At 26.5% G+C, this 17012-nt stretch carries 13 protein-coding genes; 2 read left to right on the top strand and 11 right to left on the bottom strand.

Annotated elements, in window-relative coordinates:
- Positions 1-33: 33 nt before the first annotated feature.
- The 4 genes from JNUCC81_RS05075 to chbG all read right to left on the bottom strand — a co-directional run bounded on the left by JNUCC81_RS05075 (position 34) and on the right by chbG (position 5163).
- Positions 34-1329, bottom strand: coding sequence for a family 16 glycosylhydrolase (locus JNUCC81_RS05075; protein WP_454095584.1), 1296 nt, complete (start codon positions 1327-1329; stop codon positions 34-36).
- Between the two features lie 168 nt (positions 1330-1497).
- Positions 1498-2823, bottom strand: a complete 1326-nt coding sequence (locus JNUCC81_RS05070) for a family 4 glycosyl hydrolase (protein ID WP_454095583.1) — start codon at positions 2821-2823, stop codon at positions 1498-1500.
- Between the two features lies 1 nt (position 2824).
- Complete coding sequence (locus tag JNUCC81_RS05065) at positions 2825-4261, bottom strand: PTS transporter subunit EIIC (RefSeq protein ID WP_454095582.1); 1437 nt, start codon at positions 4259-4261, stop codon at positions 2825-2827.
- Between the two features lie 20 nt (positions 4262-4281).
- Positions 4282-5163: a chitin disaccharide deacetylase gene (gene chbG / locus JNUCC81_RS05060; RefSeq protein ID WP_454095581.1), complete on the bottom strand. Its 882-nt coding sequence runs from the start codon at positions 5161-5163 to the stop codon at positions 4282-4284.
- Between the two features lie 68 nt (positions 5164-5231).
- Between chbG and JNUCC81_RS05055 the strand changes: the two genes are divergently transcribed.
- Complete coding sequence (locus JNUCC81_RS05055; protein WP_454095580.1) at positions 5232-5951, top strand: MurR/RpiR family transcriptional regulator; 720 nt, start codon at positions 5232-5234, stop codon at positions 5949-5951.
- Between the two features lie 239 nt (positions 5952-6190).
- Here JNUCC81_RS05055 and JNUCC81_RS05050 read toward each other — a convergent pair whose 3' ends face one another.
- The 6 genes from JNUCC81_RS05050 to JNUCC81_RS05025 all read right to left on the bottom strand — a co-directional run bounded on the left by JNUCC81_RS05050 (position 6191) and on the right by JNUCC81_RS05025 (position 13402).
- The gene (locus JNUCC81_RS05050) at positions 6191-7474 is read right to left on the bottom strand and encodes an FtsW/RodA/SpoVE family cell cycle protein (RefSeq protein WP_454095579.1); all 1284 of its coding nucleotides are present in this window, start codon (positions 7472-7474) and stop codon (positions 6191-6193) included.
- Positions 7475-7480: 6 nt separating this feature from the next.
- Positions 7481-7810, bottom strand: coding sequence for a PadR family transcriptional regulator (locus JNUCC81_RS05045; protein ID WP_454095578.1), 330 nt, complete (start codon positions 7808-7810; stop codon positions 7481-7483).
- A gap of 151 nt (positions 7811-7961) precedes the next feature.
- On the bottom strand, positions 7962-8630 hold the full coding sequence (locus JNUCC81_RS05040) for an ABC transporter ATP-binding protein (protein WP_454095577.1): 669 nt from the start codon (positions 8628-8630) through the stop codon (positions 7962-7964).
- Between the two features lie 13 nt (positions 8631-8643).
- Entirely contained in the window at positions 8644-11187 is a 2544-nt protein-coding gene (locus tag JNUCC81_RS05035) for an ABC transporter permease (RefSeq protein WP_454095576.1), read from the bottom strand.
- 152 nt (positions 11188-11339) lie between these two features.
- Positions 11340-12692: an ATP-binding protein gene (locus JNUCC81_RS05030; RefSeq protein WP_454095575.1), complete on the bottom strand. Its 1353-nt coding sequence runs from the start codon at positions 12690-12692 to the stop codon at positions 11340-11342.
- Positions 12686-13402, bottom strand: a complete 717-nt coding sequence (locus JNUCC81_RS05025) for a LytR/AlgR family response regulator transcription factor (protein WP_454095574.1) — start codon at positions 13400-13402, stop codon at positions 12686-12688. Before JNUCC81_RS05025 ends, JNUCC81_RS05030 begins: the two co-directional genes overlap by 7 nt.
- A 319-nt stretch (positions 13403-13721) precedes the next feature.
- Between JNUCC81_RS05025 and JNUCC81_RS05020 the strand changes: the two genes are divergently transcribed.
- A complete protein-coding gene (locus JNUCC81_RS05020) occupies positions 13722-15653 on the top strand; it encodes an ABC transporter substrate binding protein (protein ID WP_454095573.1) in 1932 nt (643 codons plus the stop codon).
- Positions 15654-15720: 67 nt separating this feature from the next.
- Here the strand turns inward: JNUCC81_RS05020 and sstT are convergent, their stop codons facing one another.
- The gene (gene sstT, locus JNUCC81_RS05015) at positions 15721-16944 is read right to left on the bottom strand and encodes a serine/threonine transporter SstT (protein WP_454095572.1); all 1224 of its coding nucleotides are present in this window, start codon (positions 16942-16944) and stop codon (positions 15721-15723) included.
- Positions 16945-17012 lie beyond the last annotated feature (68 nt).

Below are 17012 nucleotides of genomic sequence, written 5' to 3'. Positions count from 1 at the left end.
AGAAAAATCTAGGTCCTTTTATAAATATTAAGTCTATTTAATATCTAAAGTTGTAGGGATTAATTGCCATTGGCTACTCCAATACCCCTTAGGAACATTTCCATATTGAACTGAACCATTTTCATCCTCAGTGTGAATATATGAATTAGGTTTCCATCTATTATTAAACCTCAAATAATTTTCTTCATTTTCTATCTTCCATTGAGCGCTATAATAAGTCGGAAGTACCTTTCCATGTTCTAATAATCCTTTTTGGTTTTCTATGTGTAAATACTCATCAGTTTTTTCATTTTTTAGACGAACATATTCACCTGCTTGTTCTTTTTTCCAAACTCCATTTGTATCAAACTCATTAAGGTCTCCATATGAAACTTTGTCACTATTTTCTTCTATATATAAGTATTTTCCTGTTTCTCTATTTTTTATATGGTATGAAGGTAATTTATATCCACCATCTTTTTTCCAAACACGGAAATAATCTATAGCCCATTGTTTAGGCCAAACATTATTATGTTGTCCTGAACCTGCATCTGTGTATATATTTAAAATTGTACCCATTGGATAGTCTGGTGCTTGATTTATTTCTTTATATAATTCATTATCATAGTAGAATTTAAGGCTTCCTGGTGACCAATCTAGACCATATATATGGTATTCAGACGTTGGGTCTCCTGATGGTACAGGTTCTTCAGAAAGCATCCAGCTTGTTTGGAAGTTTGGATCATTCCATCCATATGCTGCAATTCTCCAAGTGTCTGGTTTACTAAAGAAAGATTCTATAATATCTATTTCTCCAGTTTCTTTTGAATTAAACCAATCATCAGTATCATTTTGCATACCTACCATCCACCAAGCTTGATGACCTCCACCACCACAGTCAGCAAACTTTGCACGTATTTCAAAATATCCATAAGTAGTAGCATATCCTACCCAAGGTTCTCTATCTTGGTTATCAGTTGTACCACTAAAATTATGAATCCAATTTTTATCAAATGACATTATAGCAGATGAACGAACTGTTCCATCATGTTCAGGGCTCCATGGCTTTTGATCTTCTGTTATGTATTCTATCAAAGAACCGTTTTCAAACTTATATTGTGCTTTTGCATTTTCTGGATTTTTAGTCCAGTGAGGTAAATAGTAATCAGTCCATTTTGTTTTATCTAACCCTGGTCCATTAAATTCATCTGAAAAATCTAGAGTATATCCTTCTTTTGTCAAAGGATTTGGTGGCTGATCTGCTGCATAAACTGATGATGTAAAAACAGTAGATATAACCATTAATAATGTCATTATAACCCCTAAGCTCTTTTTTAAGATTTTATACATAGTATAATCCCCCTCTTAAAATAATTTTACTTACTCCCATATATTGCTAATATACAATATACTTTGCCTTTTTACTATACTTTTTTACCTTTAGTATGTTTTCTTCAAAATACATCTAACACAAACACTCATAATATTTTAATTATGAGTGTTTGTAAGTGTAATTTATTATTTTAATGTTGGCCAGTAAGCTTTATTAGCTTCCATTAAATCATCTAATACCGCCTTACCCACTCTATAAGAAGGTATTGTTTTATTAAGTAATATAGCTTCCATTGCAGTATTATAAGATCCTGTTAAAGCTGTTTCTACTGTTAACTTTTCATATGCCTTTTGCATTTCCATCATACCTTTATAAAATGTTGGTATGTTTCCAACTGTAACTGGTTCTGGTCCTGTTGCTCCAACATAGCATGGAACTTCCACTACAGCTTCGCTATTAAAATTATTAATAGCTCCATTATTTTTTATATTTATAATAAATCTTTCTTTAGTATCATGTATTATTGCATTAGTTATATCTACTATATAATTTCCATGAACTCCACCTAATAATTTAGAATCTTTAGCTGTACCTAATTCTATAACACGTTTACACTCTTCAAATACTGTAATTTCTCTAGTGCTTAGTACATATGACCCTCTTGTAAATTCAATATTATCTGATTCAACCATTTCGTCTGCAAAATAATAATATTGTAAGTAGCAGTTAGGGAAAAATTGTGGATACATTTTAAAAGCCTTAACTACATTTTGGAAAGTCTTAGTCCAGTAATCATCTCCAACAATCTCTTCATTAGTTTGTATTAATCCTTTTAACTCTCCTGATTCTACTTTTTCTCTTATTCCTGGTAATAAATCTTTTCCAAACTTATCATAAATATTAGTCCACCATCCAAAGTGGTTTAAACCAAAGTATTTGAAAGTTAAATCTTTATATGGTATATCTAAATACTCTGCTAAAGTTTCTTCTATACTTATTGGCATATCACATATACATAAACATTTAGCTTTAGGGAATTTCTTATATATAGCTTCTGAAATTATAGCTTCTGGATTAGTGTAGTTTAGTATCCAAGCATCTGGACAAACTTCCTGTGCAACTTCTACTATTTTTAAAATTTCTGGTATAACTCTTAGCGCGAAAGAAAATCCTCCTAAACCACAAGTTTCTTGACCTACAACATTATGCTTTAAGCATATTTTTTCATCAATTTCTCTTTGATTATTAAGGCCTGGTCTTATTTGAACATATAAGAAGTTAGCATCTTTAAAAGCTTCTCTTATGTCTGTTGTATAAGAAACTTTAATATCTGAGTTATTATCTCTATAATATATTCTTGTAAACTCACCTATAAGGTAGTTTCTTTCTTCATTATTATCATATAATACTATCTCTTCTAATTGTAAATCTTTTGAACGGTTTCTAAGTACCTCTACTATTCCTGGAGTATGTGTTGATCCTCCACCTACTATTACTATTTTATTTCCCATATTATTTGCCTCCCTCACTTGCTAATTCACTTAGTAATGCATTAAATTCTTTCATTACATGAACTACTTCTGTCCCTACTATAATTTGTATATTATTTTTATTTACTTTTACTACACCTTTTGCGCCTGTTTTCTTTATGTTATCTTCATTTATTAAGTTTATATCTTTTATTTCTAAACGCATTCTTGTAACACAGTTTTCAGCGTTAACTATATTTTCAACTCCACCAACATTTTGTAATAATTTCTTCGCCATATATGCATAGTTTGAATGAGATAATTTTAATGAACTTTCATCTATATTTTCAGTAATATTTTCACTTCTTCCTGGAGTTTTTATATCTTTTTTAATGATAAGTGTCTTAAAAGTGAAATAGTATAAGAAGAAGAATGCTATCCCAACAGGTATTACATATATTACATTGTTACCCATGTTCCAATTTAGTGTTAAATCTATTATGTTAAATCCAAATGCAAAACCAAGTCTTGAATCAAATAAATATAATATAGCTCCTGCTAAACCTGTAAACACTGAATGTATAAAGTATAAAAGTGGAGATATAAACATGAATGAAAATTCAATTGGCTCTGTTACTCCTGCAAATATTGAAGTTAATGCACCACTGTTTGCTAATCCTTTTACTTCTTCTTTATTTTCTGGACGTGCAGTTTTATACATTGCTAAAGATATACCTGGTATTCCAAATACCATAATTACGTAAAACATTATTAAGAATGATCCTGCACTTGGATCTCCAGCTAAAAATCTTGTCATCTCTCCTGTTACTACTGTTCCATTTGCTGTTGTATAACTTCCTAATTCATAAAATATGTAAGCATTAAAAACATGATGTAGTCCAGTTGGGATTAAAACACGGTTTAAAAATCCAAATAAAAATACTCCTATAATTCCCATTGATCCAAGACCTATTGCAAAAGTATCTAATCCTGCTTCTATTGGAGGCCATATAAAACTAAATGCTCCTGCTAAAACAAGTGAAAATATTGGCCCTAAAGTTATAGCTAATTTTTCTCCTGCAAAGAAAGAAAACATACTTGGTACTTTCCAGTTTTTACTATAATTATATATAGTAGCAGTACTTATACCCGATACTATACCTCCAAATACTCCCATACTAGTACTTTCATTCAAGTAGGTAAGCGCTTGCCTGAACACCATAACTGAAAGTACTCCTGCTAAAACTGCTGATGATTTGTCTTTACTCTTTGTATATGCAAGTATACATCCAACAGCAAATAATAAATCTAAATTTCCAAATACAACATCAGATGCAATTTTTAATATATCTAAGTTTAGTAAATCTGGCTGACCAAGTCTTGATAAAAGACCAGCAACAGGCATAGCAACAACTGGTACTAGCATTGCTTTTCCAAGCTTAGATAATTGATTACTTAGTAATCGAAGTGAATTAGTCAAAATAATTTCCCCCTTTAAATTTATATATTATTATAATTACAAAGTTCTATATCGTATTTATTTATAAGCTCTTTCATATAAGGATCACATAGTATATCTACTTCTCTTATTCTAGCAATATTAAAAGATGATCCTTCAAGTAAAGGGCTATCTAAAAATGCTGGATGACACATTGCTTCACTTTTCTCAAACTCAATATTTTTAAGTATATTTGATTCAATAATCTTAAAACATTGTTCTCTAACTGACATATACTTAGTAGTCATATCTCTAATAGGGTCGTAATTACATAAATCTAAAAAATTTATTTCACTATCCTTTGTTATCCTGTTACAATTTCTAACAGGTAGATTGTATTCTTTTGAAAGCATTTTAACTACTTCCATTTGTTCTTTAAATGTATGTATATGGTGATGGGAATCAATATGGCTTAACTTAATCCCAAATGAGTATAATCTATCTATTTGAGCTTTCCACTCACTATAAAGTTCATTTTTATTAATATTTACAATTCCTTTTTCAAAATTACTTAACTTATAAAAATAGCCGTCTTCTTTTGTTAATGAACTTACACTATTACCTAAAATAGGCTTCCCACACGTCAATGTTAGATGTACCCCTATTGCCAATTTAGGCATTTTTTTAGATAATTCAACTGCATGTTTTGTCCCTGGCATATTTGCCATTAATGTGGTAGATGTTAGCACTCCATTTATATGACTCTCCGCTATTCCTAGGTTAACAGCATGAGAATATCCAAAATCGTCTGCGTTAATAATTAATTTTTTAATATCCGTCTCCCCCTTTCCTTTGATATATTTTAAGTATATATTCTTTTTATCCTTATGAATATACTTTACTTCCCATTTGTAACGGATGTACAATAGCGTAACATGTTTCATAATGTAAATGGTTTATGATATAATTTACTTATATATTAAATGTGTAAAATTCTGGAAAGGGGATATCTATGAACAAAACATTTCATGTTGGTAGAATCTTTAAAAATCAAAATTTATCAGATTCAGAAGTAAAAATACTTGAGTATATGTTTGCTAGTCCAGAAAAGATAAAAAAAGAAGGTATAAGACAACTTGCTAAAGCAAACTTTACTTCTACGGCATCTATTATTAGATTGGCTAAAAAGCTTGGATATAGCGGATACAATGAACTAATTTTTGATGTAAAAAGGATGACATCGGATACTTTGGTTAACAGCATCAAAAAGGAAGATAGTTTTTCATGGAATTCAAAGCGTCCTTTGAATGACTTAAATGAATTGTCTAAAACATATTTAAATAAAGATAAATATATTTATCTATACGGAGAAGGTTTTTGTGAGTTTGTAACAGGATACATACATAGAAAACTATTAGTAAAAAAGTATAACGTTATATTGTTACATGGTTTAGAAATACCTATAGTATACGAAAAAAATCACAACCCTACTTTAATAGTTATATCAAAGTCTGGGGAAAACTTTGCGTGTATTAGAAAAATTGAACAATTATCTGATCTTGGAGGAGATATTATATCTATAACTTCAAACTCTAATAGTAGTATAAGTACTATTTCTGACGTATCTCTTTCCATACCTGTTAGTCATGTTGCAGATAGTAAAAATGAAGAGTTTACTACTTTCTATGGAGATAGTATAAATCTTTTAGAAGTCTTGTTCTCTAGGGTTTAATTAAATTATTTAGATTTAATATAAAAATTAAAAAGAGCATACTAAGAAAATATATTACTTAGCATACTCTTTTTAATAAATAAAAAGCCCCTAGTCCTATCCCTAAAATTCCAGCAACTATAATTCCATAAAGCATAGTATACGAAATCGTAAAAATTTGTATAGTCATATAATTTTCCCCCTTTTATATTCACTATAAAAAAGCTTAACATTATAGATATAACATAACAACTGCTTGTTTATATAGTAACTAATGATTTTCTTCTATATACACTAGATAAAATACCTATCATTATGCAGTTAGTAAACATATTAGTACCACCAGAGCTTATAAATGGTATACAAAATGTTAAAGGTGATAGTCCTAATGAATATAAAATAGTAGCTGTAAATTGAAGTGATAACATACTTACTATAGAAGCAGTAACTAATTTACCAAAATTATCTTTAACTTTAAACACTAGTACAAAATTTCTCACTAAAAAAGCTACAATTACAGCTAAACTAACAATTGCCATTATCCATCCTAGAGAATATGCAATAGCAGTAAATATTAAATCATTTTTTAGAAAAATAATATTCATATTAATTCCATTTATATGTTGACCAAATAAAGTAGCACTATCTAATAATTTCATAGACTCAGTTTGTATATATGAACCTATATAATCAGACGTATTTTTAAATATTCCTGGCATATATCCTAATAGTCTATATGTCAAATATGGTGTATTTAATATTTTAATAAATACAGTAATTAGCCCTAATAATTCTATTACAATTATTCCTAGCTTATATTCCTTTGGTGCTTTTGACATAAAAAATATTATATTAACTGTAAATATATAAAACAGAGCCATAGTAACACTTGGTATATCTATTAAAGTAAACATAGGAATAATAGATAGTATAATTAAAGTCATTATATTCTTTATTTTACTTAAATCCAATAATTGAATTATTCCAGATAATGATATTAAAAATATCATAGTGCTTAGTAATGATATATTGTTAGATATAGTATTTATACCATAAGTATTCGAATTTAAAATTTTATCTATAAATAATAATCCAAGCATTAAAAAATACATATGATAACTATATTTTTTTATCTTTCTATAATCAAATTTATAGATACCTATACTTATAATTCCACCTAGCATAGCACTTAGTATATTTTTATAAACCATACCCTTGCTTACTAAATCACTTTTCATAAGTGAATACATAGTTAACACCCCAATAGATAAAAGCCCTATAGTTAATAGTATAGTTACATAGTCTGGTCGTGGTTTATGTACTTTATTTAATCTTGCTCCTATTTTTTTAGGATCCCCCATTCTTTTTATAGCTTCTTCTATTGATTTCTCTTCACTTAATCCATTATCTATAAATTCATATACAATTTCTAATATATGAGATTCAAATTCCATTTTAACCTCATTATGAACATCTTTATTTTTAATATGTATTATTATGTTATCTAAAAAATCTTTTATATTTTGGTTATTCTCTAAATTCATATTATTTTAGTCCTCCAGTAATATCCCATTTACAGTATTAGTAAATAGTTTCCATTCATCTTCTTTTTCCCTAAGTTGTTTGTTCCCTTTATCTGTTATTTTATAGTACTTTCTCTTTCTAGCACTTTCCCCTTCACTCCAGAAAGACTCTACCATTTCGTTACTTTCTAGTGTGTGTAGTATCGGATATAATGTTCCTTCTTTAAAGTTAAAAACACCGCTAGACTTTAGCTCTATTTCTTTAATAATTTCATAACCATACATTGGTTTTCTTTTTAATAAACTTAAAATCAATATTGTCGTGCTTCCTTTTAACAACTCTTTATTTATTTTCATAAGCCCTCCTTATATACATAGATTTACTATGTATAGTAAATCTATGTATATAATAATTTATTTTTCAAAATATGTAAAGATATTTTTTATATAATCTTTTAGTTTGTAAATAAAAAAACTGGATTTAAAATCCAGTTTTTTATTTATCATATTAACTTTCACACACTCTTCCATCTTGTATTTTTATAATTCTATCAGACATATTAGCTATTTCATTATTATGAGTTATCATAACTAAAGTTTGACCAAAACTTTTAACACATTCTTTTAATAAATTCATTACCTCATCAGTAGTCTTACTATCTAAATTCCCTGTTGGCTCATCTGCAAATATTATATCTGGCTTATTAGCTAAGGCCCTTGCTATTGCCACTCTTTGTTGTTGACCTCCACTTAATTCATTTGGAAATTTATTTATTTTATCCTTAAGTCCTAATAAATCTATAATTTTATAAATATAATTTTTATCTACTTTTTTATCATCTAAATCTATAGGTAGCGTTATATTTTCATAAACATTAACTACCGGAATTAAGTTAAAACTTTGAAATATAAATCCAAACTTTTCTCGTCTAAGTTTTGCCAACTCTTCTTCTTTTAATTTAGATATATCTTTATTATCTAAAATCACTTTTCCTGAAGTTATACTATCAAGACCTGATATACAATGAAGTAGTGTAGATTTTCCACTACCACTAGGCCCTATAATAGATGTAAATTTTCCTTTTTCTATACATAAATTAATATCTCTTAATGCCTCTACTTTATTATCATTTTTACCATATACTTTATTTAAATTAGTTATCTCTAATATATTCATATCTATCCCACCTTTACTCATCATTTCTTAGACCTTCTACTATACTAAGTTCTTCTATTTTCTTTCTAACTAATAAAACTGCTAATACACAAATTAATACACAAACAGATATATATTGAAGTATTTCTATTATAGGAATTTTAAAAGCTTGTACATTTTGAGTTCCAAATCCACTTGCTACTATTTCATTGACTATCTTTACATATTTATATTGGTCATAGGTTGCATAGACACTCGCAATTATTCCACCTAAAAGTCCATACATAATAGATTCTATCATTATCATACGTTTAAGTTTTTTCATACTCATACCAATTGCTCTTAATGTTGCAAATTCTTTAATACGCATTATTAAATTTGTTTTTATTGTGCAAAGTATGTTGAGAGAAGATATTACAAGAATAAGTGATACTACTAATAGTACTACTCTTTTATTTTCAACTTCTTGTTTTTCAAAGAACTGTTTATATTTATATTTACTCTCTATTTCTCCATATGGCTCATTTTTAATTACTTTTTCTAATTTCTTATGAACAGCCACATCACTGCCTTTTTCGATTTTCATAGAGATTTTATTATAAGTATTTCTTCCTGTAAATTGCCATAATTCATCTTGAGAAATAGCTACTTGCATAGCAGAAAAGTTACCAATCTCTCTTTCTTTTCCCCATTTTCTATTTATAAATCCAGCTACTCTTACAGTCATATCTTTATATACTTCTTTCCCATTTTCTATAGCTGGTATTTTTGTAGTTAATAAATCTCCTATATTTAAATCTTTTAATATTTTATTTTTATTATCACCATTATAAAAATGATTATAGACAAGTACATTTGGATACTTTGATTTATCTTTATTTAAATCTGTACTTCCTTTTTCTATATATTTATCAAATCCTTTTAATGTTTTTTCATCATAACCCTGCATCCACAAATCAGTTTCAAGTACTTTATCTTCTTTTGAAATTCCTTGATTTTTTATATACTCATTATCTAAATTAGAAAACTCAGGTTTTAAGTATCCATAAATAGAGGTACTAGCTTCTACACTTTTTACATCTTTTATCTTAGATACTTCATCTATATATTTACTACTATATCCTGCATAACTATTATTAACATTAAATCTATTATGAGTTAAATTTATATCTATATCTCCCATAGACATAATGCTCCATGCAGTATTATCATATGAGTAGTCATCATTATATAAAGCCATCATCTTTATATATAAACTTCCACCTAAGCTTATTGCAAGTATTGACAGTATTGTTCTAATTTTATTTCTCCACAGATTTTTATAAGCCCTCTCTCCACTTACACCAAATACTTTTCTTATAAATTTATAGTAAAATCTATTTTTTTGCTTAGAACTAGTTTTATCACTACTTCTTATCGCTTCTATTGGAGAAATTTTCCCTGATTTGTATATTGGTACAATACTAGCTATTAAAACAGTAATAGTCGCCATAGTTATAGGCTGTAATAAACTATTTTTACTTATATATAGACCTATAATTCCTTTATAAATCATAGCTAGTCCTATATATGATAAAATTATTCCTAATAAAATCCCAATTAATGTTCCAAGTACTAAAACTAATAAACTTTGAGTTAAAATTATTATTCTTATATGTTTCTTTGATGCTCCTATTGCTTTTAATGTACCTAATTGCTTAGTCATATCTACAAGTACCATATTGAATATATTGTATATAACAAGAACTGCTGTAAACATAGGCAATAATTTATTATTTGCCTCAAACTTCGTTGTTCCTTGCATTTCAAATGAGTTTAAAGTTTGGATTAGTCCTGCATTACCCATAAAATTCATTTGGCTTAATCCATATTTACCAATTACACCTTCTATCTTACTCATTTGAGGTGCTTTTGTACTAAAACTTAATGTACCTCCATATTTTACTAAATCTAGTGGTATAAAGTTATCTTTTCCTTCTTGGTAATAAGCAAATGCTTTTAATATGTGGTCTTCATACTCTTCATAGTAATCTTTAGGCTTTGATATTATCCCTACTAACTTAAAAGAATTATTTTTAGCAAATATTTTATTTTCTCCATCTTTCTCTTTATATTCTTTTTGTATGTTGAAATTTATATTTTGATTTAGTTTTTCATCTACACCCATTTTTTCTAATGCTTTAGATTCTAATATAATTTCATTTTCATTTTGTGGTAATCTACCTTTTTCCAACTTATATCCAATCTCTTTTATAAAATCTTTATTAGATGAATCTAGTGCCATAGTTATCCCATTTTTATCTACAATACTTCCTAGATTAACTATTTCATACATATCTCTTATGCCTTTTTCATCTCTTAGTTTTTCTACTATATCCTTATCTAAGTTACTATACTCAACGTGGTAATCTCCATAAGTTTTATATGCTCTTTCAGTTTCTATTTTACTTTTAGTTTCTGGTACTACATTTAATGAAAATACCAACATAACTGCTAATGATATACCAATGATTAAAGAAAAAGTTCTTCCCTTTTGCTTTTTCATATATTGAATTGCTAGATATATAGCTTTTCTCATTTTATCCCTCCTAGTTGTTTTAAGTGTTATTAATTTAATCGGCCGATTTTTAAGGTAGAGTATGATTTCTTTAAATAAAAAATGTTACCTCTTATGTTTAAAAGGTAACATTTTAAATATTTATCTACAATATACTTTCCCCAGTTGGTATTTTAACTGTCCCAACTGTCATGTTTTTGTAGCGGTATATATATTTTTATTATAAATTTATTTTCTAAGTCTTCTATTTTAAACTCTCCATCATACTTTTTAAGTGATGATTTTACACTTTCTAAACCTATACCATGAAGATATTTATCTTTTTTACTAGTAAAGACTTTATTATTTTTAATCTTAACTTTATTAATCTTACTATTTTCACATTTTATAACATAATATGATTTTACTAGTGTCCCTCTAATATTTATGTTTTTATGTATTGTATCATTTTCTATACTATTGCAAGCCTCAATTGCATTGTCTAATATATTTGAAAATATAGCACATACATCTGCCATTTCTATAAATTTACACTTTGAAAAATTGATATTGCAAAATAAATCTATATTATTCTTTTCACACAGTACTTTTTTTTCATTTAATATTATATCTAGTATCATATTTTCAGTATTAAAAGCATTTTGAAAATCATACATCTCTTTATTTATACTATCCATATACTTATCTACATCTTCTTTTTCATTATACAAACTCTTAATGCAAGCCATATGATTATTTATATCGTGGTATAGTTTTTTTACTTTATTTTGAGATTCTTGAATATTTAAATAATAGTTATACTGCATATCTAATTTTTCTTTTATTATTTTATTATCTGCCTTTATTTTATTGTCTCTAATTATTTGAATCATTACAATTGTAAGTAAAACACTGCTCACAATACTTAACTTAGGTGCTGAAATATAATTGAATCTACTCAACTCACTATAAAGATTTACCTCTCTAACTATACTCGGTATGTAGTTCATAAGTGCAATTGATAAATTTGCTAAAATACAAACTATCATATATATAATATTTCTTTTCTCAGTATCTAACTTTATTAATTTTTTTACTATATATATAAAAATTAAATTTATAAATAATTCTATAATATGGCTATACGAAACTATTAAATCCACATTTTGAGTTGACGTAGTACTCCTAGTTATTAAATTTTTTGTTACGAAAAAATATACAATACTAAGTATATTATCAGAAATAATATAATATACAATATCATATATTATATAAGTGCTTATTCCTTGAAAATAACTTATTTTATAATATTTCTTAGCAAATAAAATCCAACACAACATAAGTAAATTATTAATAAAATCATAATAATTTAATATTATTTTATGTGGTAACATCTCTATCATTATTAATAAGATAAATGAAACATATAAAAATTTATTATTTTCTTTTCTTTCAAATAATAAATCTAAAATTTTTATAAATACTAAAAATTTGACTATAATTGAAGTGCTTCTTAAAATATCTCCTAATAAGTCTATACTTAACATAGTATATTTCCTAAATGATTTAAAAATTCATTCTTTAAATCTTTAAATCTATGCCTACTAACAGGTACTTCTTCATTATTTTCAAGTATAGCTACATATTGTTTTATATTTTCAATGTAATTTATATTTACTAAAAAGCTTCTATGACATCTAAAGAAATTATATAATTCCAATTCTTTCTCTATTTTTTCCATACTACTTTTTACTTCATAATCTTTTGATAGAGTATGTATTATCATATCTTTTTTTAGGATTTCTATATATGTTATTTCATTTATACTAATTTTATAAATTTCACTTTTACTATTTATAATTAAATTATTTTCTTTATTCTTTGTTATTGTATCTATACAAGATAAAATATGTTTTTGAAGCTCTTCAAGCTTTATCGGTTTTAGTAGATATCTATACGCTCTTACCTCATACCCTTCTTGTATATAATCAACTATTGATGTTGTAAATATTATTTCTACATTCTTATTATCTATTTCCCTAATTTTTCTTGCTGTATCCATTCCATTTAGTTTGTCCATTTGTATATCTAGTAAGAAAATGTCTATATTTTCAGGATAATTATTAAATAGTGCTTCCCCAGAATTGAATATTAGTATTTCGTATTGACTTGTTATTTTAGAAATTATCTTATCTAAATAATTTTTTATTAATTCTTGTTGCTTTATCTCATCTTCACATATTGCTATTTTAATCATGTTAAAACCCCTTAAATTTTCATTACTTTTTACAGTTTTATTTTAACATATTTTTCTATTTTTATAATTATAATTTAAACTTCTAATTTATATACTTTCAAAAAATACTATTTTTTACTTATATATTTACAATAAATATTACTCTATAGATTATATATTTTCAAATTATATTAATATACTTTTAATGTTTTTTTATGGCGTCGAATTTATATATTTAATGTAAGTATTTGTTGTACTGTTATAAATAATTAGTCGTTATTATTGTGATAAAATAAAATGGAGTAAAATTTTAAACATAAAACATTGGAGAGAAACATAAATGAAAAAAGTAATATCCATTATATTTTTAACGACAATTATTATAATATTAGGAGTATCTGGAACACATTGTGAAACAGAAAAAAGAAAAATACTATATTTTCAATCTTATAATAGTCTTATTAGCAGAGTGTCTAGTGAACAAAAAAAAGATTTATCTAAAATTTTAGGAGATAATTTTGAGATTAGAGTTGTATCTTTACCATTTGATACAATTAATAACCCTAATAATGAAAGTAAAATATACAATACTCTTAGTATACACACTATGGATTATAAAAAATTTGATTCAATAGTAGTAAGTGGAGATAGGGCATTAGAATTTACTTTAAAGTTTAAAGAAGATATGTTTAAAGATATTCCTATAGTATTTTTTGGTATAAGCGACGATAATCTTGAAAAAAAAGCCTTAAGCCACAATCTAGTTTCAGGTATTAGGTCAACTGATTTATTAAAACCAAATATAGACTTAGCGATTAAAAATCATAAAAATATTAAAAACATACATATTTTAAGTAATTCTAAAAAAGATTTTGACTATGATATTATATCAAATTATAAAAATATGTATAAAGATAAAGGCTTAAATATTAATATTGTTGAAACAAGTACTATGAGTCTAAAAGATTTTACCGACATTATATCAAAGTTTAACAATAATGATGCAATAATAAAAGTCACTCCTGGGAACTTTACTGATGCATTTTTAAGTATACCTGATTTAGCATCACTTATAGATTATATATGTACATATACTCCTGTATATAGTTTATCTTATCTCGGTTTAGGACACGGAGAAGTTGGTGGAAGGATTATGAGTCATTATTCCATTCTTAAGGCTACCGTTGATATAGTAAATCATATTATTGAAAATAATCCAAGTGAATCTATTAGTATCGACCAGCTAGAACTTAGTAAATTTGTATTTGATAAAAATGCACTTAAAAAATTTAATATTAATAAAAGTCATCTTCCTAAAGACTATTATATGTTAAATAGCTTTAAAGATATTATATTTAGAAATGAAGAATTATTTAATAAGATTGTTCTTGCTGGAATTATTGTACTTTTTATAATTTCATTAATGATTTGCTATATTATATATAAGCAAAAATATGAAAATGCATTAAAACACGTACTGAAAAAGTCAGAAGATTTAAATATGTTTAAATCTCATTTAATATCAAATATTAGTCATGAGTTAAGAACTCCTTTAAATGTAATTACATCTTCAGTCCAACTATTAAGATATAAACATAAAAATTCTAAAGAACTTACTGAAAATACATTTGATATTATAGATAATAATTGCAATAGACTATTAAGACTTACAAATAACTTAATTGACATAGATAAATATGAATACGGTAAGTTGAATTTAAATTTAGAAAATGTAAATGTAGTTGATATTATTGAAAACATTGTAGTTTCAACTACTCCACTAGCCAATTCTAAAAATTTAAATCTAGTCTTTGATACAAATGATGAATTTATATACATGGCTATTGATATAGATAAAATAGAAAGAGTTGTTCTTAATTTAATATCAAATGCTATTAAATTCTCAAAACCTAATATGGACATAAATGTTAACCTTATTAAAAATAAAGATAACTTAAGAATAATTGTAGCTGATAAAGGAATCGGCATTTCAGAGGATAATATAAAAAAAATATTTAAAAGATTTTCTCAAGTAGATACAAGCTTAACTAGAAAAAATGAAGGTAGTGGAATAGGATTATCTATAGTTGATACTTTTGTAAAATCACATAGAGGATCTATTGATGTAGTATCAAAATTAAATGTTGGTACAGAGTTTATAATTGACTTGCCTATATATACATTAAATGAGAACACAAAATCATACTATGAATATGATACTGTAAGTTCTAAAAATAATGCAAATTTAGAGTTATCGGATATATACTTATAATTCTATTACTTTTAAGTAAAAATAAAAAATCAAGGGATAAATTATATCTCTTGATTTTTTATATTAATTAATTTGATTTATTTTTTTCCTTACGAAGCTTTGAAAATTCAGCTACTGCTGTAAAAAGTACATCTGTTGATGAGTTAAGTGCTGTTTCACAAGAGTCTTGTATAACACCAACTATAAATCCTACACCTACTACCTGCATAGCCACATCATTTGGAATACCAAATAAACTACAAGCAAGTGGAACTAATAACAATGAACCTCCTGCTACACCTGAAGCACCGCAAGCACTTACAGCTGATAATAAACTAAGTAATAGTGCCATACCAATATCTACTTCAATACCAAGTGTGTGGACTGCTGCAAGTGTTAATATAGAAATTGTAATAGCAGCTCCTCCCATATTTATAGTCGCACCTAGTGGAATTGAAACTGAATAAGTATCTTTATTTAAATTTAATTCTTTACATAACCCCATATTTACAGGTATATTTGCAGCTGAACTACGTGTAAAAAATGCTGTAATACCACTATCTTTTAAACACTTAAATACAAGTGGATATGGGTTTTGACGAATACCAATATAAACGATCAGTGGATTGACCACAAGAGCAACAAATGCCATACATCCAACTAATAAAATAATTAACTGTCCATAACTAAGTAAGGATTCTATCCCCTGAGTAGAAATACTATCAAATACGAGACCCATAATTCCAAGTGGAGCGAAATTTATTATCCATTTTACTACTTGTGATAAAGCATCTGAAACATTACTAATCATTGTTTTAGTAGAACTTGATGCTTTTTTAAGTGCAAGGCCAAGAATTAACGCCCAAGATAATATACCTATATAATTAGCATTGAAAAGTGCCTTAACTGGGTTATCAACAATATTCATAAGTAATGCCTTTAATACTTCTACTACTCCTCCCGGTGGAGTAACATCTTGAACACCTAAACCAAGTGTTAATGTTATTTGGAATATAAAACTTGCAATAACAGCTATAAATCCTGCTAAAAATGTACCTAAAAGGTAAAGTAAAATAATTGACTTCATATTTGTTTGCTGATTACTTTTATGAGAAGAAATAGCAGACATAACTAAGAAAAATACAAGTATTGGAGCAACTGCTTTTAATGCACCTACAAACAGTGAACCAAAAATAACGATAGGCTTTGCAACATTAGGAATTGCCAAAGCTAAAATAATACCAATAATTAAGCCTACTATAATTCTTTTAACTAGGCTTATTTGGTTCCATTTGTTAATTAAACTTTTCATACTCTCCCCCTATTATTTAAATAATTATTGTAGATAAATTACAAGTATTTTAGATTTCTGCATTTTAT

It is taken from the genome of Faecalimicrobium sp. JNUCC 81 (genome assembly GCF_053667625.1).
This window is presented reverse-complemented; position numbering and strand designations above follow the sequence as displayed.

Coding starts and splice junctions, on each gene's coding strand:
- JNUCC81_RS05075 (WP_454095584.1), bottom strand. CDS start 1,329: ATGTATAAAATCTTAAAAAAGAGCTTAGGGGTTATAATGACATTATTA.
- JNUCC81_RS05070 (WP_454095583.1), bottom strand. CDS start 2,823: ATGGGAAATAAAATAGTAATAGTAGGTGGAGGATCAACACATACTCCA.
- chbG (WP_454095581.1), bottom strand. CDS start 5,163: ATGAAACATGTTACGCTATTGTACATCCGTTACAAATGGGAAGTAAAG.
- JNUCC81_RS05055 (WP_454095580.1), top strand. CDS start 5,232: ATGAACAAAACATTTCATGTTGGTAGAATCTTTAAAAATCAAAATTTA.
- JNUCC81_RS05050 (WP_454095579.1), bottom strand. CDS start 7,474: ATGAATTTAGAGAATAACCAAAATATAAAAGATTTTTTAGATAACATA.
- JNUCC81_RS05045 (WP_454095578.1), bottom strand. CDS start 7,810: ATGAAAATAAATAAAGAGTTGTTAAAAGGAAGCACGACAATATTGATT.
- JNUCC81_RS05040 (WP_454095577.1), bottom strand. CDS start 8,630: ATGAATATATTAGAGATAACTAATTTAAATAAAGTATATGGTAAAAAT.
- JNUCC81_RS05035 (WP_454095576.1), bottom strand. CDS start 11,187: ATGAGAAAAGCTATATATCTAGCAATTCAATATATGAAAAAGCAAAAG.
- JNUCC81_RS05030 (WP_454095575.1), bottom strand. CDS start 12,692: ATGTTAAGTATAGACTTATTAGGAGATATTTTAAGAAGCACTTCAATT.
- JNUCC81_RS05025 (WP_454095574.1), bottom strand. CDS start 13,402: ATGATTAAAATAGCAATATGTGAAGATGAGATAAAGCAACAAGAATTA.
- JNUCC81_RS05020 (WP_454095573.1), top strand. CDS start 13,722: ATGAAAAAAGTAATATCCATTATATTTTTAACGACAATTATTATAATA.
- sstT (WP_454095572.1), bottom strand. CDS start 16,944: ATGAAAAGTTTAATTAACAAATGGAACCAAATAAGCCTAGTTAAAAGA.